The sequence below is a fragment of the Haloarcula amylolytica JCM 13557 genome (assembly GCF_000336615.1).
GTDB lineage: Archaea > Halobacteriota > Halobacteria > Halobacteriales > Haloarculaceae > Haloarcula > Haloarcula amylolytica.
Map to the genome: position 1 here is coordinate 178064 of NZ_AOLW01000047.1, position 23649 is coordinate 201712.

Consider the following 23649-nt stretch of genomic DNA (forward strand, 5'->3'; position numbering starts at 1 on the left):
ATGCGCCCCGTTGATGAACACATCTTGGAGACGATGCGTGACGAGGGCAACATGACACCTGATGCGTTGGAAAACACATTCGACGTGACTGTCGCCAACTACGCCAGTAACCGGCTCTCGGAGCTGGCAAAGTATGGACTTGTCGAGCGGTTGGGAACTGGCCTGTACCGACTCACCGACGACGGTCGGGCCTTTCTTGACGAGGAACTCGACGCCAGCACGCTCGACCCCGTCGACGAGTCCTGACATTCTCACGCGGGCTGTGCTATCAGCGATAGCTCATCTTCCAGCCAGTCGGGCGTCTCGATATCGGCGAGTTCTCCATCGCGGTACGTGCTCTCGACGTCCATCTCGCCGGACAGACTGACTTGGCAGATCCAGCGCCGGCCATCGGGGTGCGTGACCTTCAGTCGGTGGCCGTCCTCGCTGCGGCCCTGCTGGCGCACCTCAACTTCGTTGCCGGCGTAGTCCCGGATACTCATTTTCTGTGGCATACACGCTACACCGAGGGGTGGATATTGCTTAAAAAGGTGCTAGATGTCCGAATAATCTGCTGGAGCGTGTCATACAATAGTTCTCAACAGTTATTATCCATGACACCAATATTGAATAAAACTAATAACTGACGAAGATACGGGCTTATGCGCGAAATGAAAACTGTATAATCGCAGGTAGAGGGTGTGAGATGTATTCTATGATACGCTGTGTTGTGTTGAATAGCGCCTCCTAAGCCACGGTGAGGCAGCGCCGGTTCTGAGATTGCTGGCACTAGCCCCTGACAAGTCGACTCAAATTTCTACTGTCCTAACCAGCACCGCTATTCAACACAGCAGAATAACCGGGCCGTGCTCCTTGCGCTGTGTCTCCGGATTGTCGTTGCAATCGACAATTTCGCGCGGGGAGATAATCCGGTCCGTGAGAAACTCACGCTATGAGACAGATTCTATGACAGGCTCCATCCAATTGGCCCTTTCTGACCAGCCATACTATGCTGTAGAACGACACACGATAAGAATGGTTGCGTAATTCAGCCAGCCTACTTCTTTTACGATGGTTTGATAAGACGAGACGGTAGAGTTGAAGCAACTTCGTATATGAGCGTTCAGGAAACTGAAGACATTGACAAGGACGCCATACAGGAGTTGGTAGACGGCTACCAATCTCATTCTCCCCACGAGCGGAAGCAAATGAAGGAAGCCACCGTCCGACAGCAGTTCATCAATCCCCTTCTTCGAGCGCTCGGATGGGATACGACGACAGACCAAGTGAAACCTGAACAGCGGACACTTGTCGGAGAAGCCGACTACGCATTGAGTCTCAATGGACGTGAACAGTTCTTCATTGAGGCAAAGTCGTTCTCGGAAGACCTCGACGGGAGTCGTCGGGTGAGCAGTGACGAAACACAGCCCTATGCCGAACAAGCGATAGACTACGCATGGCACCAAGGGTGTGATTGGGCTGTCCTGACCAACTTCGATGAACTCCGACTCTACTTTACGCACGTCAGCAAGGACAACCTTGAAACTGGTCTGGTATTCACTCTTTCAGCGGATGAGTACACATCTGAAGACGGGTTCGAACGACTGGCAAATCTCTCTAAAGCCGCTGTTGCGGACGGGTCACTTGACCGACTGGAAAGAACACGAGAGCGTGATACAGTCACCGAAGAGATTCTGAACGTCCTATCAGAAGCACGTCGTCGCCTCACACAGGACGTACACAACTCTCACCCTGACCTGTCGATGGACGAACTTCGAGACAGCGTACAGAGAATTTTAGACCGGGTAGTAGTCATGCGTGTCGCGGAAGACCGTGGTGTGATACCCGCAGATACGTTACTGAATATGGCCGAGTCGTGGGAACAGACCACGATTAATCCAGACGTGCGGACACTGGTTCGTGACCTGAAAAACGCGTTCCGTGATTTCGATTCAGTCTACAACTCCGAGTTGTTTGCGGAACACCCATGCGAAGATTACGAAATCTCAAACGACGTACTGTTAGATACTATCGACTCGCTGTACGACTACAACTTCTCGTATATAGATGCTGACGTACTCGGGAACATCTACGAGGACTATCTCGGTCACGCTATTGATGATAAATCCGAGGACTTGGAACTGGTCGAACATCCGGATGAACGTCAAGAAGAAGGCATCTACTATACGCCAGTTCCGGTGGTTGAATACATCGTTGAGAGCGTATTGGGCGACCGACTTGACGCTATAATGGCAAACGTTCGAAGAGAGTTGGAAGGCAACGAGCCAGATTTTGAAGCCGCCCGTGACGAGTTCAACGCTATCGAGGGCATTACTGTCTTGGACGTGTCATGTGGGAGTGGCAGTTTCCTGATTAAGTCATTCGACCTACTGGTAGACGCTTACGAGGAGTTCCGGTCACTGGTTCGGTCGGTAAACGGAGATATGGGCATACATGAGTATTCAGCCGCCCAAACAGTACCGTCCGACTACAAGCGACACATCCTTCGGAACAATATTTTCGGAGTGGACTTGGACTATCAGGCGACCGAAATTGCCACGGTAAATCTGTTATTGAAAGCACTGGAAAAGAACGAAAAACTACCAGCGATACTCGAAGACAACATTCGCACCGGAAACAGCCTGCTGAACGGGTCGCCCGAGGAAGTGGCGGATATTCTCGATATTACCGTAGAGGAAGCCGAAGAGATGGGTGCGTTTGAATGGGAAAAAGAGTTCGACCACATCTTTGAGGAACGAGGGGGCTTCGACGTGATTGTCGGCAATCCGCCGTGGGGTGCAGAAATGGGCGGATACGACGCGTGGTTGGAAAGTGAGAGGGGATACGAACTGGCTGAGGGCCAATACGACTCGTATGAGCTCTTTTTAGAATTAGGAGAAGATGTGTTAGCAGAGGGTGGGACACTCGGTTTCATAGTTCCTGACAGCCTGCTAAACAAGAATACATTGCCTCTCCGTCAGTGGTTGGTTGAAAACCAGCGAGTAAATCAGGTTTTCAAACTTGGTGAGGGTATATTTGATAATGTCTATGCTGGAACTGCTATCGTTCAGTACACAAATGAATCCCCTACAGATGAACACGAGGCGAGGGTTGGGCTGATACAAAAATCCGACCGGCAACGGATGATGGGTAGCGGTGGTGAGGCTCTTTCAAGTATTTTAGAAAATAGAAAGAATGTCACGAAGCAACGGCGGTTTGCGGAAGATGACGAATATCAAATCGCTGTCTGGGCAGGCGAAGAAGACTATGAAATTCTGGATATAATGGAAGCGAACACCGTTGCATGGGATGATGTAATCGACAACGGTCGGGGCGACGAGATCGGTCGAGAAGGGAATGTCATGAAATGTCCTTATTGTATGGAGTGGGATACATTCCCACGCAAACGGGCAGAAAGCAAAGGGGGTGGCTACTACGACAAGACCTGTTCACATTGCGGAGAAGAATACGAGTTTGAGGAAGCAATTAGCACTCGAAAAATCATCCAAGAAGAGCCGACAGAGGACTGTGATACTCCAGTCTACTTTGGCGAACACGTCAATCGCTACCGGATGAGTGACCGCGCATATATCGACGAAGGTGTTGATGGTGTAGGATTGAAAGATAATTGGCGATATGAGCCGCCGAAACTGCTTATTCGGCAGGCGAGCGTTGGCTTCTTCACTACCGTCGATTACTCTGACGCTCGGTGTCTTCAGGCAGTCTTCTCGTTCCGGCCCAAGGACGACCGAGAGGAACCGTTCAGTAACTACGACATTGAATACTTCCTTGGCTTCCTGAACTCACGGGCTATGCTCTACTACTACTCGAAGACTCAAGGTATCGTAGAGTGGCAATCGTATCCACGCCACACGCAGACAGATATTATGTCGCTCCCTATCCCGGTTGTTGATTTTGACGACCCTGATGAGAGAGAAGCCTATGACAAGTTCGTAAACTTGGTCAAAAATGCCACCAGTGACGATGAACAAATAGACGAGGACTTGGATTGGGAAATTGAGCGTGCGGCGTTAGACCTATACGATATTCCAGACGAGAAACGGCCTCGAATCTGGAACGAACTCAAGAAACTTCAGCGTCTCCGGATTATCCGAGAACTATTTCCGGACGCTGGCGAAGACGACTAATTTCACTCTCGACTACGGTCAACCGTCTTGGCCCCACGAGCCGACCCGACCATCAGACCGCTTCCACAACACGCTGGCAAAGACTACTACGAAGAACTCCTCTCACCCAGCGGTCTGAGAAAACCCCCGCACAGCAATTAATCTTGCAGGCCAGATTGGAGTGCTCTACTCAGGTCGATATCGTAGCCGGGCCGGACACTCTGGTCGATAACCGCATACCGCCGGTCCCGCGTTGAGCCCAGCCGCTCAACAAGGTCATACTCATCGAGCTTTCGGAGCTTCCGGCGCTGTGACCGCTCCGCCAGCGGCGTTCGCGAGCGGCCGTCGTACGCTCGATCCGCGACAGCGTCGTAGCGGTCATGCAATGTCTCACCGTCGATCTCCCCGGCGTCCCGTACCAGAGCGTAGAGCAGGTGGTGATGGAACGACAGCGAGTCCAGCGCTGCCTGCCGCATCCACTCCCGGGCCAATGGATATGCGCCGGCGACGTCTTCATCGCGAACAGTGTGGTGGTCCCGATCCTGTGCCAGTGTCGCCGCGGCCAGCAGCGAGTAGATCCCGAAGCGGGCGACGCCGGCGACCTCGTCGGCGATCATTTCGAGCTGGCGTCGAGCGACGACGCCATGGTCCAGTCCCTTTTCCGCGCGGGGTTCGAGAATGTCGGCCAGCTCATCGGTGCCGTAGCGATCCAGCGCCAGCGTCTGTCCGTGCAACCGATGGGTGATCCGTCTGGGGGCGTGGGTCAGCCACTCGGTAGCGTCGTAGCAGATGATCACCAGCGAGATGCCGGTGACATCAGCCAGCCGTTCGAGCGCCTTGGTGTCGTGGATGTCAGAGGCCTCGTCGAGGATAACCACCAGCGGGTCCTCAACTCGCTCGCGCAAGGAGAGACACAGGTCTTCGAGCGGCGTGTTGGTAGCGGGTTTGGGCCCGACCGCCGCCAGTACTTCTCGGATGATGCTCGCCGTCGACGCTCCCATACACTCGACGTGGGTGTAGTCGAGATCGTGGCGCTCGGACAGCTGGCTGAGTGTGTGTTGCGCCAGGACAGTCTTCCCAACGCCGGGCGACCCTTCAATGAGGAGGTCGTCGCCTTGCTGACCGCATTTTGTGGGTGCGAGCGCGGTGGCAAGCCGATCGACGGCAGCGTCGCGATGGAGGAGGCGTTGCGGGGCGTACTTGTCGTCAAAGACCGACCGGTCCGCAATCATGTCAGCGACTGATGATAGCGTGGTATATAAATGGGTGCGTGATGTCCGGAAACGTATTTTTGTTCGTCCCAAATGATATTACCTTTGGATATCATGATTATGTTGTATGAAAGTAGTGGTCTGTGGGCCCCCTCATTCTGGCAAGAGTACATTCACTGCCTGCATGATTCAGGTTATCCGAGAACGTAAACGAAACCGCTCATACAATATCTCATTCACATGGATGCCATTGGATGTCACAGATAATTCACTGGCGGCGCTTGTCGACACCGACGACGAGGTTGAACAAAAGCGGGATGTAGAGTGGTCTCAAGAGCGTGCTGAGGAACGGCAAGCTATGTTTGAGGGGCGAGACGAGCGACTTGTCTTGGCCGATGCACCAGGTAAAATAACGGACGAGCTGCAGACAGTCATTCAACCAGCTGACGCGGTAATCGTACTTGCCAGTCGTGAAAAAGAGGACATGGTCGAAGACTGGAAACTAGCCGCGAAAGAATGCGGCTTAGATATTTTTGCAGAACTAACAACAGTACTAGAAGATGATATTGGGGCTGGCTGGCTTGATCGACAAGAGCGTCAAGGAGTACTCCGAAGTATCGAGAGAGCCGAGTTTGAACAGCGACAGATCGATGCTCTGGAGGACCCAACGCGCCGCGTAGTCAAACAGCTTGTAACGGATTTGCTCAAGGAATGTGAGGCAGAGGATTAGTTATCTGCCAACTCGCTGTATGCGGATTCCATTTCGCTGACAATCTCTTCGAGATCGTCAACGGTGGTCTTCAGCGATGTGCGTTGACAGACCAACTGCGCGCGGACCTGTTCTGCAGCGTTGCTCAACTGTTCAAACGTCTCTTCACTGGGGGCGTCGTCAGTTTCGTAATCTGGCGACCCACGGAGTTGGTTCCAGAGTCCTTTGGTATCATCTACTTGGACACGGAGGTCCTTTCGGACTGCCTGTGCACACAGCCGGTTGTACAATTCTTTGTCCCCGGTGACATCGATGGGATCGCTTTGGATGATCACATTGTTTACCACACTCCCGTTGATTTGTGACTCGGAGTCGATTTCGATCCGGACCGCTTCGCTCTCACTTCGGTAGGTGAGGTACCACTCATCCGTGTCTTCAGAGGCGTACTCATCTGTCTTGAGCCAGCCTCGTGCATCGGCGAACTCCTCCAAGTCGTTGTACGTGAAGCCTGCGGGGATATTTCTGATCTCAAGCTTGACATCCCCGTTCTCTTCCACAACTTGGACATCAACCTCTGTCTCTGGATCGAGCTGGTATTCAGAGGCAAAGTGTGCATCAAAGTGGAGCGATACGCCGCCGCCGCTACCACTGGCGGAAAGTTTTTTCCTGAAATGCTCAAGTGGTGGCCCGTCTTTGTTGTCGGGATGTCCATCACCACGGTCAGTCATTTCTGTCATGTACATATGATTCCAACAGCCCCGATTATATAAAACCTGCTCCGTGGGTACTATCTTCGATAATAGCTTTATATGGTGGTCGGAAAACGATAATCTTGTCTTTTAGTTATATTCGGTTTACTCCTCGTTGAAGTCTATGCGTACCAATGGTTGGACCATGTGATAGCCATGTTACGTCTTGGTATCAGGAGTAATTGCCTCGCGCGCGAGTACACACAGTTGGCTTCGGCGTCGAGATGGTGTCTCCCCTGTAAGGACAATTGGAATCAAATATCTCCCGGTTGGCTACCATATCCGCGACTGTGACGATAGGTCGGATAAAAGTCTACTCCAATACCCGAAGCGGTGGGATCAGTCAAGCAGCTGCTCAGCGTACCACTGCGAGTGAACGAACCGCTGTGGACACCACTGCTCGTGTGGGAAGTCGTCGATGTTCGTCGCCACAGCCCTACACTCGGTACATCGAATCTCGCCGGTCGGCCGGCGTGCGGTCAGCCCGCCCTGCCCGACCGAGGCCTCCTCGAAGACGAGTTTGAACGTCGTTGACGGGTCAGCGAAGGACTTCATTTGAGATCGACCTCCAAGCCACTCGACCGTCGGTACGCCAACAACGCGAGTCGGTCGCGTGGGAGCGGCACGTACACGCCCAGCCGCAGCGACGAAAGCGGCGTCAGCTCGACATGGGCCCAGTTGATGCGGCCCTGCCCGTACTGCATCTCGGTCATGCCAGGACCTCCGCACCTTCGATGTCGATGCTATCGACGATCTCCGATCCAACGTAGACCCACTGACAACCGTTCCAGCGCTCCTCGACGCGACGCCAGCCGCCCTCGTCACGCGGTTCGTAGCGATCCCGCTGGGCTGGCCCCCGGAGTGGCTCGCGTCGCACGACGACCGCGTCGGTCTGGTCCGGACTCATCGGGACACCCCGGTATCGATGTGTAGGCCGTCGTCGATAGCGTCGTAATCAACGCCGGCGGGGATTGCGCGCTCGCCGCGTGCGAACTCGACGCGTCGGATGTGCTTGCAGCCACCGGAGGGTCGCCGGTGGATCATGTCCGGACAGTCACAGCAGGGAACGTGAGGCGTGACGATGTAGCGCTGGCCACGATTGTAGACCGCGACCTGCTCGTCACGGGTGGCGGGGTCGTCTGGGTAGACGTCCATGTGCTCGGTCAGTGCCGCCACATCGCGCTGGTCCATCTGGGCGAGGGCGTCGATGTCGACAGCTGCCGCCATCAGTCCTCACCCTCCATGTAGCCGCCGTCCTCGAGCGCTTCCCTCACTGCGAGGGCATGACCTGACCCGTAGCCACGACCGACGGGTGTCGTCCCGATGGAAATGAGGCCCGCTTCGCGGTCGTAGACGCGGACCTCGTGGTCGATACCACCGACGCCCGTCATCCGGCTGCGAATGGCGACCGTCCACTCGCCGTCGGTCGCCCAGCCGCCGGGCAGGCCGGCGTCCTCGATCTCTTCGAAGCCGCGGTCGGCCAGCGCGTCAACAAGCTCGCTCATCAGGCCTCGGCCTCCTCGGGATAGAGGTCTCGAATGACGGCGCGGTACGCATCGCGAGCGTCGGCGTCGACGGTGTTGCCGTGGCCCTCCGGCCGCGAGATGACAGCCTTCCAGTCCGAGAGCGGCCGCACCGTGTCACCATTGCCGGCGGCCTGTGACTCGATCACGACAGCTCGGCCACCGTCGGCCGTAACATACATCGTCTGGATAGCCGGCCGTTCGCGGTTGGCGACGCCGGTTGCCTGCCCGCGACCGTTCGTGTCGAACTCCAGCTGGAGGCCGGGTCGCGTCTCGACGGCGAAGTACCGCTCTTCGTCAGCGGCGGCGTCTTCGCGAGTGCCGTTGTCGGCCCACGTCTCCGGGACGGTCTCTGGGTTGTCTGACTGATCGATCCACTTCCAAACTCGGTCCGTGCCGGACGACTTTTGTCCGGTGCGCGTGTTGATTGACATGCTTCGGTTGGTCGAAGCGCGGGCGGTGTCTGAAGCACCGTCCGAATTCTCGATTTGCTCCGGCGAGCTCCCGCGCTTCATATCTACACGTTATTCTGCCACCACTATAAACCTATGGGTTGTAGGTTAGTGGCAATAGGTTTATGGCGGTAGCCTACCACTTTTACAACGGAGATGAGTACAGCTGAACCAATCATGGACGCAGACGACATGCGTGACGCAGATTGGGCCATCCTCGAAGTACTTCGCGAAGGTCGAGCGAACGCCCCGCTCATCGCTGAGCAGGCGGGATACTCGGCCCAGTACGTTCGAGAACGGCTCGGCCGGCTCAAGCAAGACGATATCGTGGAACCGCTGGGTCACGGCATGTACGCAATCAATCCAGAAGAGATTCCGAACAGGGAGGACGGTGATGCCTGATATCACTGTGGAACCAGACTACGTCGACGAAGACTTCGAGGCCGCCATCGAGGAGGTCATCGCTGCCGGGAAGCTCGTCACGTCCCGGCGTGTGGCTGACCGTGTCGGTTGCTCGCGAGAGCGGGCCCGACAGTACCTGGTCAGTCAGCACGAACAGGACAACCTCGACCGCGACCGCGTCGGCGGCGGGGCCGTTGTGTACCTCCCACCAAGCCACGAACTCGATGATGTTCGACAGTACCGGTCTGCGTCGGCACAATCGGATGTTGCGCCGGCACAATCGCAAGACAGCACGGGTGACGTTGTGCCGGCACAAGACCAGTCTGCGCCGGAGCAATCAGACGACGAGCGTGTCATGTTCTTCCCCGGCCGCCGAGAGATCGTCGTCGATAACCCTACTGCAGCGACCCGTAGCATCTTGTCGAAGACGTCGCACCTTATCGACTCAACTGGCGATGGCTACCTGCACAAAGTGAGCGAGGCTGATGTCTGGAACGCACCCTACGACGAGTTCGAGACGCTGGTCGAGGACCTCAAGTCTGTTGTCGGAGATGATGAGTGGGACGGTGGCTTCGAGAGCCGGCTCCAGGACGACTGGGACCGCGCCCACCAGTTCCGTCTGCGCACACACGAGGACAGCTACACTGTCCTCCAGGCCGCGGATGTCGATGTCTTCGAGAACGTCGCGAAGCGCAAGCTCGAACACAACGACCACTACACCCAGTACTTCGGCGACACTGGGATGCGACTCAAAGCGGGAGCCGAGGCCGATGTCAAACAGCGTCTCTACGAAGAGGGATATCCGGTCATCGACGAGCGTCGCCTGGACGAGGGTGCGACCCTGGACGTCCAGCTCGTCGACGACATCGAACTGCGGGACTACCAGCAGGACTGGGTTGACCACTTCGAGGCGAGAAAGAACGGTGTCTTCGTTGGCCCGTCTGGGTCTGGGAAGACGATCGGCGCCATCGGAGCGCTGGAAGGCATCGGCGGCGAGACGCTCATCCTCGTCCCGAATCGTGAGCTGGCCAGTCAGTGGGAGGACGAATTGCTTGAGAAGACGAATCTGCGTCGTAGCAAAATCGGCCAGTACCACGGTGGCGAGAAGCGTATCCGACCAGTCACGATAGCGACCTACGACACGGCGGCGATGAGCCGTCACCGAGAGCTGTTCAACGAGCGCGAGTGGGGCCTTGTTATCGCTGACGAGTGCCACCATGCAGTCGCCGACACCTGGAAGCGGTTCCGCGAGATCCAGTCTGTCGCCCGACTCGGCTTGTCCGCAACACCGGTCCGCGAGAGCGGCGACGCCCAGGAGATCTACACCCTGATCGGGCCGCCTGTCGGAACTGACTGGGGCTCGTTGTTCGCCGACGGCTGGGTCGAGAAGCCCGACGTCGAAATTATCACGGTCCCGTGGGGGTCAGACGACGAGCGCGAAAGCTACCAGCGCACGTCAGGGAACCGCCAGCTGATCGAAGCGGCGCGGAACTCAGCCAAGACGGATGTCGTCCGATCGCTGCTGGATCGCCACGGTGATGCGAAGAATATCATCTTCGTCGACTGGATCAAGCAGGGCCAGCAGCTAGCCGAGGCGCTGGATCTGCCCTTCATCTACGGCGAGACGAGCCACGACCGTCGCGACGAGTTGTACCAGCAGTTCCGTGACGGCGGCCTCGAGGCGCTCATCATCTCTCGCGTTGGCGACGAAGGCATCGACCTCCCCGACGCCGAGGTCGCGATCCTTGCGTCGACGATGGGTTCGTCGCGGTCCCAGACCGGACAGCGAGCCGGGCGGACGATGCGGCCGATGGGCGATTCCCGGGTGTACGTCCTGCTGACTCGCGGCTCTGGAGAGGAGGACTGGGGTCGTGAAAGCACGCAGTACCTCGCTGAGAAGGGCATCGATATCTCAAAAACGGAGTGGTCAGCTGATGGCTAAGTGAGATCAAGTGGGTGGCAGTATCCGTAGAATTTGATAGGACAGCAGTCTGCAGACGGTACTGAGCAACCCTCAAGAAAAGACGTCAAAATCGTATCGGATGACCATCCGGTCTGGGTCAAACCGGCGGGCTGATAATTGCCACATAATCCCAACACTAATCCACATGACTGCCATCCCCAAGGGCATCCATGACGAAATCATCAAACAGCCGATACTCGTGATACCCCAGCCAATCATTTTGAGAACGGCCTGGAGGTCTCGCTGCCTGACATCGGTGAGTTCTTTCATAATTCGGCTATTCTTTACAGAATAAAGATATTTTCCCACACTAATACAAGGTGTTCGGCCCCACGATACGTTGATCGGGACCACTGCGAGAGTCTGATTGAGAGTGCGATCAGAGACAGGATAGCACCGGCCTTTGGTATTTTATGTTTGGTTGAGGAATATGGGAGCATGCCTCATAATGCAGCAGCAAACGGAACCATTACACTCACGCTGACTGGATTGATCGCTGCGGTCGCAATACTCCTGTTTAGTACACTTTTGTCGCTCTCGACGATCACAATTGCAGCTGGTAACCCGCTGGCGGCGACACAGACGAGTTTCGCTATTAGTACCGCCGAAGCAATTTTACTCGGTGTCGGTGGCGCAGTCACCTTGCTCAACACAACAATTCTGCTGTGGGCGTGCAGCGGTCACTCCCGGTAGTGGCGTACCCCGCGATACAGTAGTCAGCTCAACTCGATTACTTGAGCGGGCTCTTCGGTGGCCATCACCAACGCCGCCCAGCAGGTCTCGCTACAGAACACCGGCCGATAGGATATCGGCCCTGTCGAACTGGTGGCTCGTATCCGGGCCCCGATGTGTTCTATATTGACGGCCATCGCTTCAATGGCGCGTCCGATTCCAACAGTGAACCAGAGACAAACGAGTAACAAAAAAGCGATCCTCGTACTTACGACACTGCTCATCATCGCAGAAAGTGAGGAGCAAAGGGCGCCCGCTTCACTCTAACGAATCTATATTCAACTTCAATATCAAAAGGCGTTACTCACTCTCACAGCCCGGTTCGCCTCCTCGCTCGTGGTTGGTGGTTGCAATAACGAGTCGGAGACACGGCGCAAGGAACGCGGGTGCTGGTACTGCTGGACACAACCTCCACACCTTGCAGCCTCTCTTGAGAGGCTTTCTATGACACACACCGAATGCTTCGTAAACTTCTCGGACCGGCCGTGACTGGGTGCCATCCAGTGCGGAGACAAAACCATGACAGACACCACGACTCTCACCGTCCGTGTGGGCGACGGGACGACGACCAAAGAACAGACGTGTGAACGCATCCGTGCGATGGAGCGCGGCGAGGACATCGAGGTCCGACATGTCCTCGTGCTGGAAGACGAGTCCGATTTGCAGCGGTTGTTCAGTCCAGCGAATCTCGCCCTGCTGCGAGCCATCCGAGAACACGAGCCCGAGAGCATGCGCGAAACGGCTACCCTCGTTGGGCGAGATTTCAAGGAAGTGCATCGAAACCTGACCGAGCTGGAGACACTGAACGTGATCGAGTTCGAGCAGTCGGGACGGTCGAAGCGCCCTGTTGTTCGATTCGATGAGATCGATATCGAAGTCTCACTCGATACTGCCGATACTGATGCCGCTGCTGCGTGACTGATGTACCAGAACGGCCACTACGGCGCAGCGCTATTGTTCGTCGCCCCGATCGGCGCGCTCCTCATTGCCGCCGGCTTCGTCGAGCTCGCCCTCATGGCCGGAGTCACGGCAGTCGCCCTCGCGATGGTACCCGATCTCGACCAGCGCGTGCCGGGTGTCACGCACCGAGGCCCCACTCACACGGTCTGGTTTGGGCTGGCTGTTGGTCTCCTGCTCGCTGCGGTCGGGACGCTCGTGACGGTCGCACCCTCCCTGGTAGGGGTTGTGACAGGGTTCGTCGTCGGGTCTGGGACTATCGCATCGCATATCGCCGCCGACGCACTCACACCGGCTGGCGTCCGACCACTGAGTCCGGTTGATGACACGCACTACTCGCTTGATGTCGTCAGGGCAAAGAACCCACTCGCGAACTACGCGCTGCTAGGACTGGGGATCGCCTGCGCAGCGCTTGGTGTCTGGGTTGGGAGCACGGTCGCGAGCGTCTAATCAACACAACGGGATATTACTGGTCGGTGTAGATTAGCACTATCCATTCACCCGACCAATAGGACTGGACACCTCAGACCAATTCGTGATACAGCGATTCAGAATCAAATCGTCGGTACGGAGTGTTACCAACAGTCTCGTTCAGACGATTGAGTGCGTGGTTTATTTCATCTGGTGTTGGTAGCACCCTCTCCTCAGACAGTTTTGATAGAATCCCGCCTAATGCCCCAGAGACGATTGCCGTAGCGTAGCTTGACCCTCTCTCTATTCCTGCCGCTCCAGTCGGTCGCTCGTAGGCCAAATGATCTGGTGCAAACACGTCTGGCTCTCCTAACCGAAAGTCAACACTCTGGTCAGATATACGCTCTTTTCGGTATGTGTCACAAGTGTGCCCCGGTGCACAATTCCGCCGCGAACAGAAAGTCTGATTTACGGGTTCGCCAGGGTGTTCGTTCGCAGTCTCGCGTATCCAATACGCACCGGGTGGAAAGATTTCTGGTGTTTGTCTGTATCTGCTGCGTGAATTAGATACACTGCATGTACACACCGCTTCAAAGGATCCAACTGAGATAGTATGGTCCGAGAGTGCTGGGCAGTACATTGTTTTTTCTTGCCCATGAAGATCATTCCCAGCACCTGCGACGATGATAGTCCCGGAATCGGCTACCTCTTGAGCAGCTTGGCACATACGACATTGCTGTTGACAGTCGGCGTGATGCACCCCAGCGGAGATGTTCGCAATATCAACACTACCATCTCGGATTTCTGCCATCGCTTTGAGACAATTGCTTGGCTTTATGTCACCGGAGTCAATCACGATTCGGTGCAGGTCATAAATTGCGTCAGGGGCGTACCAGCTAATGGCTCCCAGAACATTGGCTCCGTGGGGGGTCGTGAATGGATCGTCACTAGCTATGTAATTCTGCTGTTTTCCGGTTGTAAGTTCAGAATCATCTAGGAAGCTGACATCTAAAATCGAATCAACTACTGCAATCGTGATTGTTTCGCCTGCGCCAAACTTCTCGGAGTAGTTGATATCAGTCGCTTGGACTCTTCTGATTTCTTCTCTAAGCTGACTTACAGACTGCAACCGTGCAGGATAATTCAGTTTCCCGCGAGAACTTCCATACCACTATCGAGTTCTACGCTCTCGATGCCCGGAATGTCACACACTCGATCAACGCTTGTCTCCGGGAGTGTGGCTTGAAGGCTGTTGAACGGGAGTTCTTCAATGGAAGTAGCCCCCGCCTCGTGAACTTGTTCTTTCACGTCAGCCATAGCTCCATCTGCGACGCCGAGAACCAACGTCACAGTACTTCCAGAGGTAGCATCGTCTCTTAGATGCGCCACCTCCTTCTGGATGTATGGAGCCATCGTTACATTTGACATAGAACATCCAGATGTGAATAACTTTCTGTTGGCTCCAACCGCTAGAGCACGGCTACAGTGCAGATGTCGACAAATCAGTTATCAATTTCTGTTTAGCACTGACTGCTGTGGCAAGCACACCACCGTTTCCGGAGTAAACTTAGACGGTATCGGGGAACACTCGCAGGGTGGTGCAAGCTTCAACCCCACAAAAGATTCGTCTGAAACTCGTGGCAGTCACCGCGTCATCGGGGATCCGTCGCGATGCTTCAACCCCACAAGGGTTCGTCTGAAACTCGTCGTCACTCATCTGTGTTACCCCCAGAGAAGGCTTCAACCCCACAAGGGTTCGTCTGAAACACTGCATACTCGCGGGCCACAAACACTAATCTCCGTGCTTCAACCCCACAAGGGTTCGTCTGAAACCAGACCGAGATGCTGACTATCACCGGGATGTAGCAGCTTCAACCCCACAAGGGCTCGTCTGAAACGGGATACTGCCCCCAACGCCGCCGCTCACGGGCAAAGCTTCAACCCCACAAGGGTTCGTCTGAAACAACAAGCGCCGACCATCCGCGTCCGAGGGCTTGACCTCGCTTCAACCCCACAAGGGTTCGTCTGAAACCGTCGAAATCGAACACGCCGGGGTGCGGCTGATGGAAGCTTCAACCCCACAAGGGTTCGTCTGAAACTTCCGGCAGACCCTGACGCCCCATCCTCTGCTCGTGCTTCAACCCCACAAGGGTTCGTCTGAAACAGCTCCGTTGGGCCGGTCAGCGCGACGAACCCGGGCTTCAACCCCACAAGGGTTCGTCTGAAACCGCCTTCGAGCCCGCTCCAGGCGAGCTGCATATGGATGCTTCAACCCCACAAGGGTTCGTCTGAAACGAGATTCAAGTACCTTCGGCACTGCGCTCTCCGCAGCTTCAACCCCACAAGGGTTCGTCTGAAACTCAGATTGACCGGCTCCGGTCAGAGGACTGGTTAGACGCTTCAACCCCACAAGGGTTCGTCTGAAACCGCATTGCATAGCGGAAAGGCATGAGTGCGTTGGACGCTTCAACCCCACAAGGGTTCGTCTGAAACTTGATTATAGTCTGTGTAGTCGTCTTTGTTTGTCAGCTTCAACCCCACAAGGGTTCGTCTGAAACCCGCCGAGTCCGCTGCAGACGAGTAAGGACTGGGCCGCTTCAACCCCACAAGGGTTCGTCTGAAACGATCGACTTGAGGATTTTGAGCGAGCGGAGCATTGGGCTTCAACCCCACAAGGGTTCGTCTGAAACGGCGACGAAAACGAGCGACCACAAGTCCTGACTCTTGCTTCAACCCCACAAGGGTTCGTCTGAAACTGATTCGATTTCTCGCCAATACTCCTCCTCGGTTTCGAGCTTCAACCCCACAAGGGTTCGTCTGAAACATGAGACCTCCAGCGTCTCCGGTAGCTCCGACTCGGGGCTTCAACCCCACAAGGGTTCGTCTGAAACTCCAATCACGGCCTGGTTGTAGAACATATCCTCGGTCCGCTTCAACCCCACAAGGGTTCGTCTGAAACACGGGGAGCGGCAGTTCGCTCATAGCGACCACCAGAGGCTTCAACCCCACAAGGGTTCGTCTGAAACCGGCGGGTGGTTCCAGTGGCGACTAAACAACCAAGTGCTTCAACCCCACAAGGGTTCGTCTGAAACTGGGCTGTTGGCCCACAGCTCATCGGCGTCGCCGACGCTTCAACCCCACAAGGGTTCGTCTGAAACCATGTCGGGTTTGGGCAGTACAGCCACTCTCTCAGGCACTTCCATAGCAGTACTTTCGTCGACCGGCAATACCCCCTGAACCCCCGGGGGGTCGATGAAATAGGCGTGATGCGAGGTCGCTGCAATTCGACAGTATGCGTAATGAGTGTGATGTCTCTTTTTCCGTTTTCACGGGCGGCCGGAGAGCCACCCTCTGTATACGGCGGGGTACCCGCTCGTGCGTCTCGGGGGTTCCGTCCGTCCGCGCAAGGCGGCCTCGCGGTATGTGATTTCCGGCCACAAGTTCCCGTATCCTCGGGAGGGCCAACCGCTGTTCGTGTCGTACTATCCGTGCAGCCCCAGCTCTCAATGCTGGTGTTCTCCCCGGGGGTCGGTGTGGTGCGCGACCGCTATCCCGGCCGATACGTGGCCTTTGTACAGGGTTCCACGCTTCGTGCCGAGCGTGCCGGCGGGCAGGCATAACGCGTCGTATCGTCGACGACGCGCACGCGGTGAAGCACCCGCGTCCCAGAACGCGACATATAGCCACCGTCTGGTTACATCCTCGTTTCGGCCAAAGTATGATAACGATTACGCCCGTCAGCACAGCGGTAGATGCAGACCAGCATCAGTGAGTTCACTGCTGGCACTGACGAACTCGACATTACCCGGACGATCCGGTGTAAGCTCGCCACCAGCAACGAGAAAAACGAGACTGTCCGTCGTGGGATCGAGGCCTACCAGCAGGTCGCCAGCCACATGGCTGATGTGCTGCCGTCCTACCCCGCATATGAGTGGAACCTCCAGAACACGCAGATGTATCATCAGGCCAAGCGAGCGCTCCCAGATGATGATGTGCGGTATAAAACCACGCTCGCACAGATGGCCAAGAACGATGTCGTCGAGTCGTTCACCAGCTGGCGCGAACGTGGTGAAGACGGGACGTTGCCTCGTGGCCAGTACGGTGACGCTGACTACCTCAGCCTCCGGCATGACGACTGCGAGATTCACGCGAACGACAAGGGCTGGGGTGTCAAGACGAGCTTTATCAGCTACAATCCAGTGTGGTTCCACATTCACGCTGGAGACTATCAGCGGCAGTTTCTCGAACGCGTGACTGATGACGATGATCCGGCAAGCGCCGGGTCTGCCGAACTCCATCTCCACGACGACGGGACGCTGTACCTCCACCAGACGATCACATGGCCAGTTGAGGTCTACCAGCCCGCCGAGGTAAGTACCGTCGTTGGCGTTGACCTCAACGATGATCCACTAGTCTGTGCAGCTGTCGTCGACGACGGTGATGTCGTGGCTGTCGAGTTGGAGTCGGGTGCGGAGTATCGCCACCATCGCGAGCGGGTGAAGCGTCGCCGGAGCGAGGCGATGGAGCGCAACGACCTGAAAGCCATCAAGGACGCTCGACTCCAGTACAAGCGCTACACCGATCACATCACCAACGTCGCCAGCAAACGTGTGGTTGACGTCGCTGAAGAGCATGCTCCGGCAGTAATCCATTTGGAAGATCTCACCCACTATCGCGAGACTGCCGAGGACCCAATTCACGACTGGCCCTTCGCCGAGATCCAAGAGAAGATCGCGTACAAGGCCCACGAGGCTGGCATTCCAGTCCAGGTAATCGACCCACGCAACACGAGTGTTACGTGCCGCAAGTGTGGGGAAACCAATCCAGCCATGCGGGATGGCGATGACTTCGAGTGTTGGGAATGTGGATACGAGGTCCATGCGGACGTGAATGCCGCGATCAACATCGCAAATACAGATCCATAGCTCGCCAGACAGACACCAAGACAGCGGTCAGTATAGAGAAGGCACTTAACTCTCTATAGATTACAACTTGATCTCTGATGATAAGAGTTAGCAAAAACCAATTTCCATCCGTTGCTATCATCCTAATTGGACTCTATCTTGGACTTAGGGAGATTCTCTCGTACGCTCAGTATATTTCGGATCCTCCTAGTCATAAACTTGGCCTCTTGGTAGAGTTCATTCTTCTGGGTTTCCTCCTTTCGTCTTGTATCCTCATCACAATTGGAATCAGAGGGCTTCGCCGTGAACAGACCGCCCTCCCACTCGCCGTACTGGTCGGTATAAGTCTTCTCTGGGGAACTTTCGCCGTCGATTTGTATTCAATTTCTTCTAATACCCAGTTTGTCGTCTCCCTTGGACTTGCTGTGTCAATTCTTCCGGCAGTCGGAACATATGTTCTGTTCCGTTATTTGTGCCATCGTACTGATTGATTCGCAAGCCGTATTCACCACCACTAGTAAGCCCAATTCGCAGCCGTCGAGGGCCAGTCACGACCGCTCGGCGTTCTGCGAGACACGATTCCGGATGTCCTCGATAATCTCCTCGAGGGGCTGGCGGGAGCCGATCCGCAGGTCAGTCCCGGAGGCCGACGGCTGGGCGTCGTGGATGTCGACCTGCTCCGGCGTCGGGAGCGCCTCGAACGCCCGCGACTCGACGAGCGACCAGTCTGTCCGATCGGCGGAGAGTGTTACCGTCCCTTCGGTGACCGGCGTGTCGAGTGTGCTGGCGAGTTGCTTCGCGACGAGCGTGCACTCACGATCCGTCGTCAGTCCAGTGATCGATCGGACGATGGTATGCGGATCCGACACGGTTGTTGAGGACTCGCCAACGGGCCGATAGCCGTAGTCGATGGCCACCTCCTGGCCGTCGCTGATGTTGCCCGATGACAGCGCGACCAGTTCACCGGGCTGGGCGTTCAGGGTGTAGTCCTGGCCCTCGACGTACTCGGTCGACGTGCCGGGGTCGTAAACGGTCTCACGACCATGCACGAGATCGGTCTCGTCCAGCGGAACAGCGGTGTCGTGCTGGGCAGTCACGCGCTCATCGCGACGCCGCAGCACCGAGCCCTTGATCACGACCTTGTCGACGGCCTGCTCGACGCGACGTTCGTACTCCCAGCTGGAGACGTCGTCCTCGGCGTCGGTCGTCCGCTGGCCGGCCTCCGTCCAGATCACGCTGTAAGAGTTCCCATCACGGACTGCTTGCCAGACCGTGCCCGGCGGCGCGATCCGGTTCAGGACCGTCGCGGCGTCGTCATCGAACGTCTGGTTGATGACGAGTGGTTGCTCGTTGAGGTCTGCATACAGTTCGTACGAACTGACGGACTGAGCGTTGTACCCATTCGCGGGAGATTGCTGTCGGCCACTCCCGTATCGGCTCAGGCCGAACCGAGCACGGACTGCACTCGACGCCTGGTCGAATGTCACGTCGACTGTTTCAGTGTTCTGTTCGGACCCGTCCGACGGGACGTAACTGCCGCCCTGATCGTTCGAGACCTGTAGTTGCTGGTTGTTCGAGACGCTGTCGAACGCCGCGTTGACCCGAGCACCTTCCGCCGAGAGCGACGTGACGGCGTCGTCGGTATCCTGTAGTAGCAGCTGTGGATGGGATTCCGGGCCGGGTAAGTAGCCATCACTGTTGACATTGTCTGGAAACGTGTAGCTGAATCTGGCGTCAGTCAGGCCGAGCGTGTCGACCTCGATGACGTTGCCGTTCTCTTCGGTGACGGCGATTTTGACACTAACCGAACTCCCTGCAGAAACACTCGGGGCGTCATTGGCTCCGTACGTTTGCAGGAAGGTAAACCGATCACTGCCGTATCCACCGGCAGGGATCAAGTAAACACTGTTGCCGTCGATCGTCACCTCGAATCCGGGCCCAGAACCACTCGGCGCTCGAAGCCTGATAGAGGCACCAAGCTCGCCGGCCGGGATGTCGTACTGTGGCGTCCACGAGTATTCCAGTTCGTGCACTGTACTACTCATCGCGACCATCTCACCAGCACTTGCATTACTATCAGACCGGACGCCGCCGAAGAACGTCTCTGCTTCAGCTTCTCGAAGCCACGATGTTTGCGCGACTTCGAGCGTGCCGTTGTCCAGCTGCAACGGCGATGTGCTCGGAATATCAGGCAGTAGCTGCTCCCACTCGCTCTGTGTGCTTGCTGACTGGATGAGCTCCTCTGTTGAGGCACTGGGTGGCGCGTCGACATCAGCCGTGTATGGTGTCTGTCCGATGATATCATCGGCGACAAGATGGGCAGCTCTGGTGTCGACCTCCATCCGGACGCGCTCGTCGAGCTCGACAGCCCCGCGTCCCTCCAGGACCCAGCCCCGCTCGGTGGCCCGCGGCGTGTCGACCTGATCGACGGGTAACCGGACGCCGTTGTACCAGACACGCATCGGCTGGCCGTCGAAGTCGCCCCGGGCGTAGCGGTCACTCGCCCGGACAGGCACCGACAGCCGCGGCAGGCCATTGATCGTCGGCTGTGGCGTGGGCTCGCCGACGACGTCCGGGCGCCAGACGGTGCCGTTGGGATGGTCGACCTCGACGTACCAGCCACGGCCGGGCACTGTCGTCGTCACTCGCGCACCTCCGACTTCGCGACGATATCCAGCACCTCGCCGGCGGCCTGATCAGCCGGGCTGGCGATAGGCGATAGGCGGTCGATGAGCCCCTGCGGCGGCGTGGATCCGTTGTCGGGAACTGTCCACAGCGCGTCTTCCCGGCCGCGCTTGAGCGTCAGGTCCAACCGGTGTGTGCCTCCGTTGCTGGTGTCGATCCAAACGGTCTGGGCGTCAATGCGCTCGATGCCGATCCGCGAGAGATCCAGCGTCCGGAGCCGCCAGTCCGAGGCCCCCAGTGAGACGCCGTCGTAGGACGACCCGGTCCATCGCGACGCCGAGAGCAACTGGTTGTCTGTGTCGGCCTCGAGGCGGAGCTTGTCGCTCTCCAGAATGGGCGTGCCGACGAATTCGTGGCTAGTGACGAAGCACCGCTGCCACGTCGGGTCGACCGTCCGCGTCTCGCCGTTGACCGTCGTCTGGGCGGACTTGCTCCGGTTGTAGTCATCCCAGACCCGGACGTCCGTCGGCCACTCGGCGTCGTAGGCGATTTCGTGCAACAGGACCGGGTTGTCGAACCCCGGCTCGGTCGCGTCGTATATCTCTACGTCGTCGTGCTCTCCGGCCATCGTCCGCTGGACGGTCGCCGCTGCCGTGGCGCCGGTAACATGGTCCCACCACTGGACGTTGGATGCCTGTGCCGAGAGGCCTACCTCCGCCGTCGAGGTCGAACCAAACGGGTTGTCGACCGGTTGCGGGTTGCAGTACAGCGCTCGCTGGTGATCCTCTTGCGTCCCGGCTTGTGAGAGTTGCCCATCGAAGCGTTGCAGCCGCGGCTCTTGAGCGGTTGCTTGGTCGACGGTGACGTCCTCGAGGGCGACGTAGGCGTCTCGCTGGTTGTTGGTATCACCGAACCACGGTACGACCTCGATGCCCGTTGCCGAGAACAGTTCCTCGAACTCACAGGCGATGATGTCAGCATACTGACCGGCCACAACGCCGGCGAGAGGGCGCGATCCCGGCTCGGCGGCCAGTGAGTCAACCGCCGGCGAGTCACTGTTGAGCGGTGAATTGCTCGCGACCTGCAGAGACTGTGTCGAACTGGGTTGTTCGAGCGCTGCGTCTGGTACCCTCAGCGCGTAGAGTGTCCTAGTCATGGGCTTACCCCGTCCGCTCCGTTGCACTCACTGGTTGGCTCAGGTCCAGCGTCCGCACACACGTCAGACTGCCAGGGACGCTGCTGCTCTGATCGCGACGCACTTCCCCGCCTGGATCCTCGATGTAGACGTCGGCGTGATCTGCTTCGAAGATGCCACCCGGCGCGTAGCCGCCGTAGATGAGGCGCGCTGGCGTCATCGAGTCCGGTTGTCCCTTTTCGAGGTAGTTGAGGAGGACCTGTGTTTTCTGGTATCGATCACCACCGGTCGCACTGGCGGCGTTGAGGACCGTATCATCACTCGTGTATCCCCACTGGCCGTCATTGGGTCCGGTGTTGATTTCGAAGTCGATATCCCAGATACGCTGCCCGGCGCCGTTGTTGACCGTGATGCCATCGAGTTCAACGTCGTCGACGATCTCAGAGATCGCGGACAGCACCTGACTGAAGCCGTTGTCAACGAGTGGACCTGTCCGAATGGCTTCGTCGACGCTGGCTTTGCGCATCTCGAACCGGCCAGTGCGAAAGGTCCCGTCGATCGTTGCGTCGATCTCAAGAATCGGATATGGCTGAGCCGGCATGGGTTAGATGGTGCTTTCGAGGTTGTTACGGACCTCCTCGACAGCCTGGTCGATGATGTCCTGCTTTTCTCGCCGGCCGAGACTGGTATCCTGCTTAACCGTGACGGAGGTCTCGCTGTTGATGGTGGTCTCTCGCTGTGCAGCCTGGCGATCCTGCCGACCCGCCCCGAATCCGGGAAGGTCGTCACTCGTGAAGTCGTTGGCCGTCTTCAGCAGCTGCGGGAGGACGCTCGTCGGCGGGATGATGCCACCTGGAGCGCCAGATGGAAGCCCGCCGCCACCTCCAAGGCCTATCGACCGAGCGGCGGCCGCACCGCTGGCAGCGACACCGCCAAGCCCGAGGGCCTTGAGAACATCGGAGGCAGAGATATCCGTCACTGGATTAATGATATCGCCGATGCTCGGTGACGCTGGCGAGCCGATTACGTCGCTCGCAGCGATGGCGGCCTTAGTGCCGATCACAGCCGCCGGGCCCAGTGTGGCGGCCTGAGCAACGACCGTTGAGGCAGAGACGCTCGCCGGAGAGTTGACGACGTCCTCGGACAGGATCGATGCAGGGTCTGTGATGACATCGGTCGCTGTGATGGTCGCCGGCTGCTCAACGACGTCCGATGATGTGAGCGTTGCGGGATTCGGTGCTGGCTGTGGCGCCGGGGATGGGGAAGGCGAGGGTGACGGTGATGGCGACGCCCCCGGACTTTGCGGAGGCGGTCCCTCGTCTTCTTGGCCACTACTAGGCAGGTTGTCGAGCAGGCCGGTCAGTGCGCCGGAGAGGCCGGCGATCGCCCCTCCGACAGTGCCGAACCCGGCTCCGAGTAGCCCCAGTGTCCGGCCGCTCCCTTGGGCCCTCGAGAAGCGCTGTGACTCAGACGAGTCCAAGAGTTCACGCAAGAGGTCGTTGCGTGTCTCGTTGAGGTCGAGATTGCGGTCGAGGTGGTCGACGGCCTGCTGGACTGCTCGACCGCCGGAGCGGCTCGAGCCGCTTGCCGCCGAGGACGCACTGACTTCAAATGCATCCTCGATTTCGGCTTGTGCGCCTTCGATACTGTCGATGACGAGCGTGCCTGTCGCGTCGAATCCGGTCATAAGTCAGTCACCTGTCCACCCCAGCGTCCCGCGGACGTCGAGGATATCATGGATCGCGAGCCAGTCCAGCACCGCAGTCCAGT

General features: G+C 57.4%; 23 protein-coding genes and 1 CRISPR repeat array. Of the genes, 8 read left to right on the forward strand and 15 right to left on the reverse strand.

The features are described 5' to 3' along the window. Positions 1 to 246 (forward strand): PhiH1 repressor-like protein, encoded by a 246-nt coding sequence (locus tag C442_RS17460; RefSeq protein WP_008312784.1) that lies wholly within the window; start codon positions 1 to 3, stop codon positions 244 to 246. Positions 247 to 251: 5 nt separating this feature from the next. Here C442_RS17460 and C442_RS17465 read toward each other — a convergent pair whose 3' ends face one another. Further along, on the reverse strand, positions 252 to 494 hold the full coding sequence (locus C442_RS17465) for a hypothetical protein (RefSeq protein ID WP_230458844.1): 243 nt from the start codon (positions 492 to 494) through the stop codon (positions 252 to 254). Between the two features lie 600 nt (positions 495 to 1094). On the opposite strand from C442_RS17465, the gene C442_RS17470 reads away from it, so the two are divergent. Next, positions 1095 to 4127: an Eco57I restriction-modification methylase domain-containing protein gene (locus tag C442_RS17470; RefSeq protein WP_008312788.1), complete on the forward strand. Its 3033-nt coding sequence runs from the start codon at positions 1095 to 1097 to the stop codon at positions 4125 to 4127. A 137-nt stretch (positions 4128 to 4264) separates the two neighbouring features. Here C442_RS17470 and C442_RS17475 read toward each other — a convergent pair whose 3' ends face one another. Beyond that, the gene (locus C442_RS17475; protein WP_008312789.1) at positions 4265 to 5338 is read right to left on the reverse strand and encodes a Cdc6/Cdc18 family protein; all 1074 of its coding nucleotides are present in this window, start codon (positions 5336 to 5338) and stop codon (positions 4265 to 4267) included. Positions 5339 to 5444: 106 nt separating this feature from the next. Between C442_RS17475 and C442_RS17480 the strand changes: the two genes are divergently transcribed. Next, positions 5445 to 6047: a hypothetical protein gene (locus tag C442_RS17480; RefSeq protein WP_152418480.1), complete on the forward strand. Its 603-nt coding sequence runs from the start codon at positions 5445 to 5447 to the stop codon at positions 6045 to 6047. Here C442_RS17480 and C442_RS17485 read toward each other — a convergent pair. The 7 genes from C442_RS17485 to C442_RS17510 all read right to left on the reverse strand — a co-directional run bounded on the left by C442_RS17485 (position 6044) and on the right by C442_RS17510 (position 8813). Further along, on the reverse strand, positions 6044 to 6769 hold the full coding sequence (locus tag C442_RS17485; RefSeq protein WP_049943075.1) for a hypothetical protein: 726 nt from the start codon (positions 6767 to 6769) through the stop codon (positions 6044 to 6046). The genes C442_RS17480 and C442_RS17485 overlap by 4 nt on opposite strands. A 345-nt stretch (positions 6770 to 7114) precedes the next feature. Beyond that, positions 7115 to 7330, reverse strand: coding sequence for a hypothetical protein (locus C442_RS17490; RefSeq protein WP_008312794.1), 216 nt, complete (start codon positions 7328 to 7330; stop codon positions 7115 to 7117). Beyond that, entirely contained in the window at positions 7327 to 7488 is a 162-nt protein-coding gene (locus tag C442_RS21855; protein ID WP_161606632.1) for a hypothetical protein, read from the reverse strand. The genes C442_RS17490 and C442_RS21855 overlap by 4 nt, the downstream gene beginning before the upstream one ends. Further along, positions 7485 to 7682 (reverse strand): hypothetical protein, encoded by a 198-nt coding sequence (locus C442_RS17495; RefSeq protein ID WP_008312796.1) that lies wholly within the window; start codon positions 7680 to 7682, stop codon positions 7485 to 7487. The genes C442_RS21855 and C442_RS17495 overlap by 4 nt, the downstream gene beginning before the upstream one ends. Continuing rightward, positions 7679 to 8002, reverse strand: coding sequence for a hypothetical protein (locus C442_RS17500; RefSeq protein ID WP_008312797.1), 324 nt, complete (start codon positions 8000 to 8002; stop codon positions 7679 to 7681). The genes C442_RS17495 and C442_RS17500 overlap by 4 nt, the downstream gene beginning before the upstream one ends. Next, positions 8002 to 8280, reverse strand: coding sequence for a hypothetical protein (locus C442_RS17505; RefSeq protein WP_008312799.1), 279 nt, complete (start codon positions 8278 to 8280; stop codon positions 8002 to 8004). Before C442_RS17505 ends, C442_RS17500 begins: the two co-directional genes overlap by 1 nt. Further along, on the reverse strand, positions 8280 to 8813 hold the full coding sequence (locus C442_RS17510; RefSeq protein ID WP_008312801.1) for a hypothetical protein: 534 nt from the start codon (positions 8811 to 8813) through the stop codon (positions 8280 to 8282). Before C442_RS17510 ends, C442_RS17505 begins: the two co-directional genes overlap by 1 nt. A 93-nt stretch (positions 8814 to 8906) precedes the next feature. Here C442_RS17510 and C442_RS17515 point away from each other — a divergent pair, with 93 nt between their 5' ends. The 4 genes from C442_RS17515 to C442_RS17540 all read left to right on the forward strand — a co-directional run bounded on the left by C442_RS17515 (position 8907) and on the right by C442_RS17540 (position 13254). Further along, complete coding sequence (locus tag C442_RS17515; protein WP_008312803.1) at positions 8907 to 9152, forward strand: winged helix-turn-helix transcriptional regulator; 246 nt, start codon at positions 8907 to 8909, stop codon at positions 9150 to 9152. Further along, a complete protein-coding gene (locus C442_RS17520) occupies positions 9145 to 11094 on the forward strand; it encodes a DEAD/DEAH box helicase (RefSeq protein WP_008312805.1) in 1950 nt (649 codons plus the stop codon). Before C442_RS17515 ends, C442_RS17520 begins: the two co-directional genes overlap by 8 nt. 1272 nt (positions 11095 to 12366) lie before the next feature. Continuing rightward, entirely contained in the window at positions 12367 to 12765 is a 399-nt protein-coding gene (locus C442_RS17535; RefSeq protein ID WP_008312809.1) for an HVO_A0114 family putative DNA-binding protein, read from the forward strand. 3 nt (positions 12766 to 12768) lie between these two features. Beyond that, positions 12769 to 13254 (forward strand): metal-dependent hydrolase, encoded by a 486-nt coding sequence (locus C442_RS17540; RefSeq protein ID WP_008312811.1) that lies wholly within the window; start codon positions 12769 to 12771, stop codon positions 13252 to 13254. Between the two features lie 73 nt (positions 13255 to 13327). On the opposite strand, the gene C442_RS23115 is transcribed toward C442_RS17540, so the two are convergent. Together C442_RS23115 and C442_RS17550 are read right to left on the reverse strand one after the other, a co-directional pair. Further along, positions 13328 to 14344 carry a S8 family serine peptidase gene (locus tag C442_RS23115; RefSeq protein ID WP_080504332.1) on the reverse strand — a complete coding sequence of 339 codons (1017 nt, stop codon included), beginning with the start codon at positions 14342 to 14344 and terminating at the stop codon, positions 13328 to 13330. 14 nt (positions 14345 to 14358) lie between these two features. Beyond that, positions 14359 to 14628, reverse strand: coding sequence for a hypothetical protein (locus tag C442_RS17550; protein ID WP_008312813.1), 270 nt, complete (start codon positions 14626 to 14628; stop codon positions 14359 to 14361). Between the two features lie 260 nt (positions 14629 to 14888). Then, positions 14889 to 16373: a CRISPR direct-repeat array (repeat unit 30 nt; unit sequence GCTTCAACCCCACAAGGGTTCGTCTGAAAC). A gap of 594 nt (positions 16374 to 16967) precedes the next feature. On the opposite strand from C442_RS17550, the gene C442_RS17555 reads away from it, so the two are divergent. Further along, on the forward strand, positions 16968 to 18140 hold the full coding sequence (locus C442_RS17555; RefSeq protein ID WP_008312814.1) for an RNA-guided endonuclease InsQ/TnpB family protein: 1173 nt from the start codon (positions 16968 to 16970) through the stop codon (positions 18138 to 18140). Positions 18141 to 18667: 527 nt separating this feature from the next. Here C442_RS17555 and C442_RS17560 read toward each other — a convergent pair. The 4 genes from C442_RS17560 to C442_RS17575 are packed head-to-tail and all read right to left on the reverse strand — an operon-like array spanning position 18668 to position 23566. After that, positions 18668 to 20764 (reverse strand): hypothetical protein, encoded by a 2097-nt coding sequence (locus C442_RS17560; protein WP_008312815.1) that lies wholly within the window; start codon positions 20762 to 20764, stop codon positions 18668 to 18670. Next, the gene (locus C442_RS17565) at positions 20761 to 21900 is read right to left on the reverse strand and encodes a hypothetical protein (protein ID WP_008312816.1); all 1140 of its coding nucleotides are present in this window, start codon (positions 21898 to 21900) and stop codon (positions 20761 to 20763) included. Before C442_RS17565 ends, C442_RS17560 begins: the two co-directional genes overlap by 4 nt. 4 nt (positions 21901 to 21904) lie before the next feature. Beyond that, positions 21905 to 22480, reverse strand: coding sequence for a hypothetical protein (locus tag C442_RS17570; protein ID WP_008312817.1), 576 nt, complete (start codon positions 22478 to 22480; stop codon positions 21905 to 21907). Positions 22481 to 22483: 3 nt separating this feature from the next. After that, positions 22484 to 23566 (reverse strand): hypothetical protein, encoded by a 1083-nt coding sequence (locus tag C442_RS17575; protein ID WP_008312818.1) that lies wholly within the window; start codon positions 23564 to 23566, stop codon positions 22484 to 22486. Between the last annotated feature and the right edge of the window lie 83 nt (positions 23567 to 23649).

Bases quoted from the DNA above. Each gene is read 5' to 3' on its own strand.
- C442_RS17490 (WP_008312794.1), bottom strand. From the start codon at position 7,330: ATGAAGTCCTTCGCTGACCCGTCAACGACGTTCAAACTCGTCTTCGAG.
- C442_RS17465 (WP_230458844.1), bottom strand. From the start codon at position 494: ATGCCACAGAAAATGAGTATCCGGGACTACGCCGGCAACGAAGTTGAG.
- C442_RS17575 (WP_008312818.1), bottom strand. From the start codon at position 23,566: ATGACCGGATTCGACGCGACAGGCACGCTCGTCATCGACAGTATCGAA.
- C442_RS17475 (WP_008312789.1), bottom strand. From the start codon at position 5,338: ATGATTGCGGACCGGTCGGTCTTTGACGACAAGTACGCCCCGCAACGC.
- C442_RS17565 (WP_008312816.1), bottom strand. From the start codon at position 21,900: ATGACTAGGACACTCTACGCGCTGAGGGTACCAGACGCAGCGCTCGAA.
- C442_RS17555 (WP_008312814.1), top strand. From the start codon at position 16,968: ATGCAGACCAGCATCAGTGAGTTCACTGCTGGCACTGACGAACTCGAC.
- C442_RS17505 (WP_008312799.1), bottom strand. From the start codon at position 8,280: ATGAGCGAGCTTGTTGACGCGCTGGCCGACCGCGGCTTCGAAGAGATC.
- C442_RS17500 (WP_008312797.1), bottom strand. From the start codon at position 8,002: ATGGCGGCAGCTGTCGACATCGACGCCCTCGCCCAGATGGACCAGCGC.
- C442_RS17495 (WP_008312796.1), bottom strand. From the start codon at position 7,682: ATGAGTCCGGACCAGACCGACGCGGTCGTCGTGCGACGCGAGCCACTC.
- C442_RS17540 (WP_008312811.1), top strand. From the start codon at position 12,769: ATGTACCAGAACGGCCACTACGGCGCAGCGCTATTGTTCGTCGCCCCG.
- C442_RS17550 (WP_008312813.1), bottom strand. From the start codon at position 14,628: ATGGCTCCATACATCCAGAAGGAGGTGGCGCATCTAAGAGACGATGCT.
- C442_RS17520 (WP_008312805.1), top strand. From the start codon at position 9,145: ATGCCTGATATCACTGTGGAACCAGACTACGTCGACGAAGACTTCGAG.
- C442_RS17510 (WP_008312801.1), bottom strand. From the start codon at position 8,813: ATGAAGCGCGGGAGCTCGCCGGAGCAAATCGAGAATTCGGACGGTGCT.
- C442_RS17485 (WP_049943075.1), bottom strand. From the start codon at position 6,769: ATGTACATGACAGAAATGACTGACCGTGGTGATGGACATCCCGACAAC.
- C442_RS21855 (WP_161606632.1), bottom strand. From the start codon at position 7,488: ATGACCGAGATGCAGTACGGGCAGGGCCGCATCAACTGGGCCCATGTC.
- C442_RS17535 (WP_008312809.1), top strand. From the start codon at position 12,367: ATGACAGACACCACGACTCTCACCGTCCGTGTGGGCGACGGGACGACG.
- C442_RS17470 (WP_008312788.1), top strand. From the start codon at position 1,095: ATGAGCGTTCAGGAAACTGAAGACATTGACAAGGACGCCATACAGGAG.
- C442_RS17480 (WP_152418480.1), top strand. From the start codon at position 5,445: ATGAAAGTAGTGGTCTGTGGGCCCCCTCATTCTGGCAAGAGTACATTC.
- C442_RS17570 (WP_008312817.1), bottom strand. From the start codon at position 22,480: ATGCCGGCTCAGCCATATCCGATTCTTGAGATCGACGCAACGATCGAC.
- C442_RS17515 (WP_008312803.1), top strand. From the start codon at position 8,907: ATGAGTACAGCTGAACCAATCATGGACGCAGACGACATGCGTGACGCA.
- C442_RS17460 (WP_008312784.1), top strand. From the start codon at position 1: ATGCGCCCCGTTGATGAACACATCTTGGAGACGATGCGTGACGAGGGC.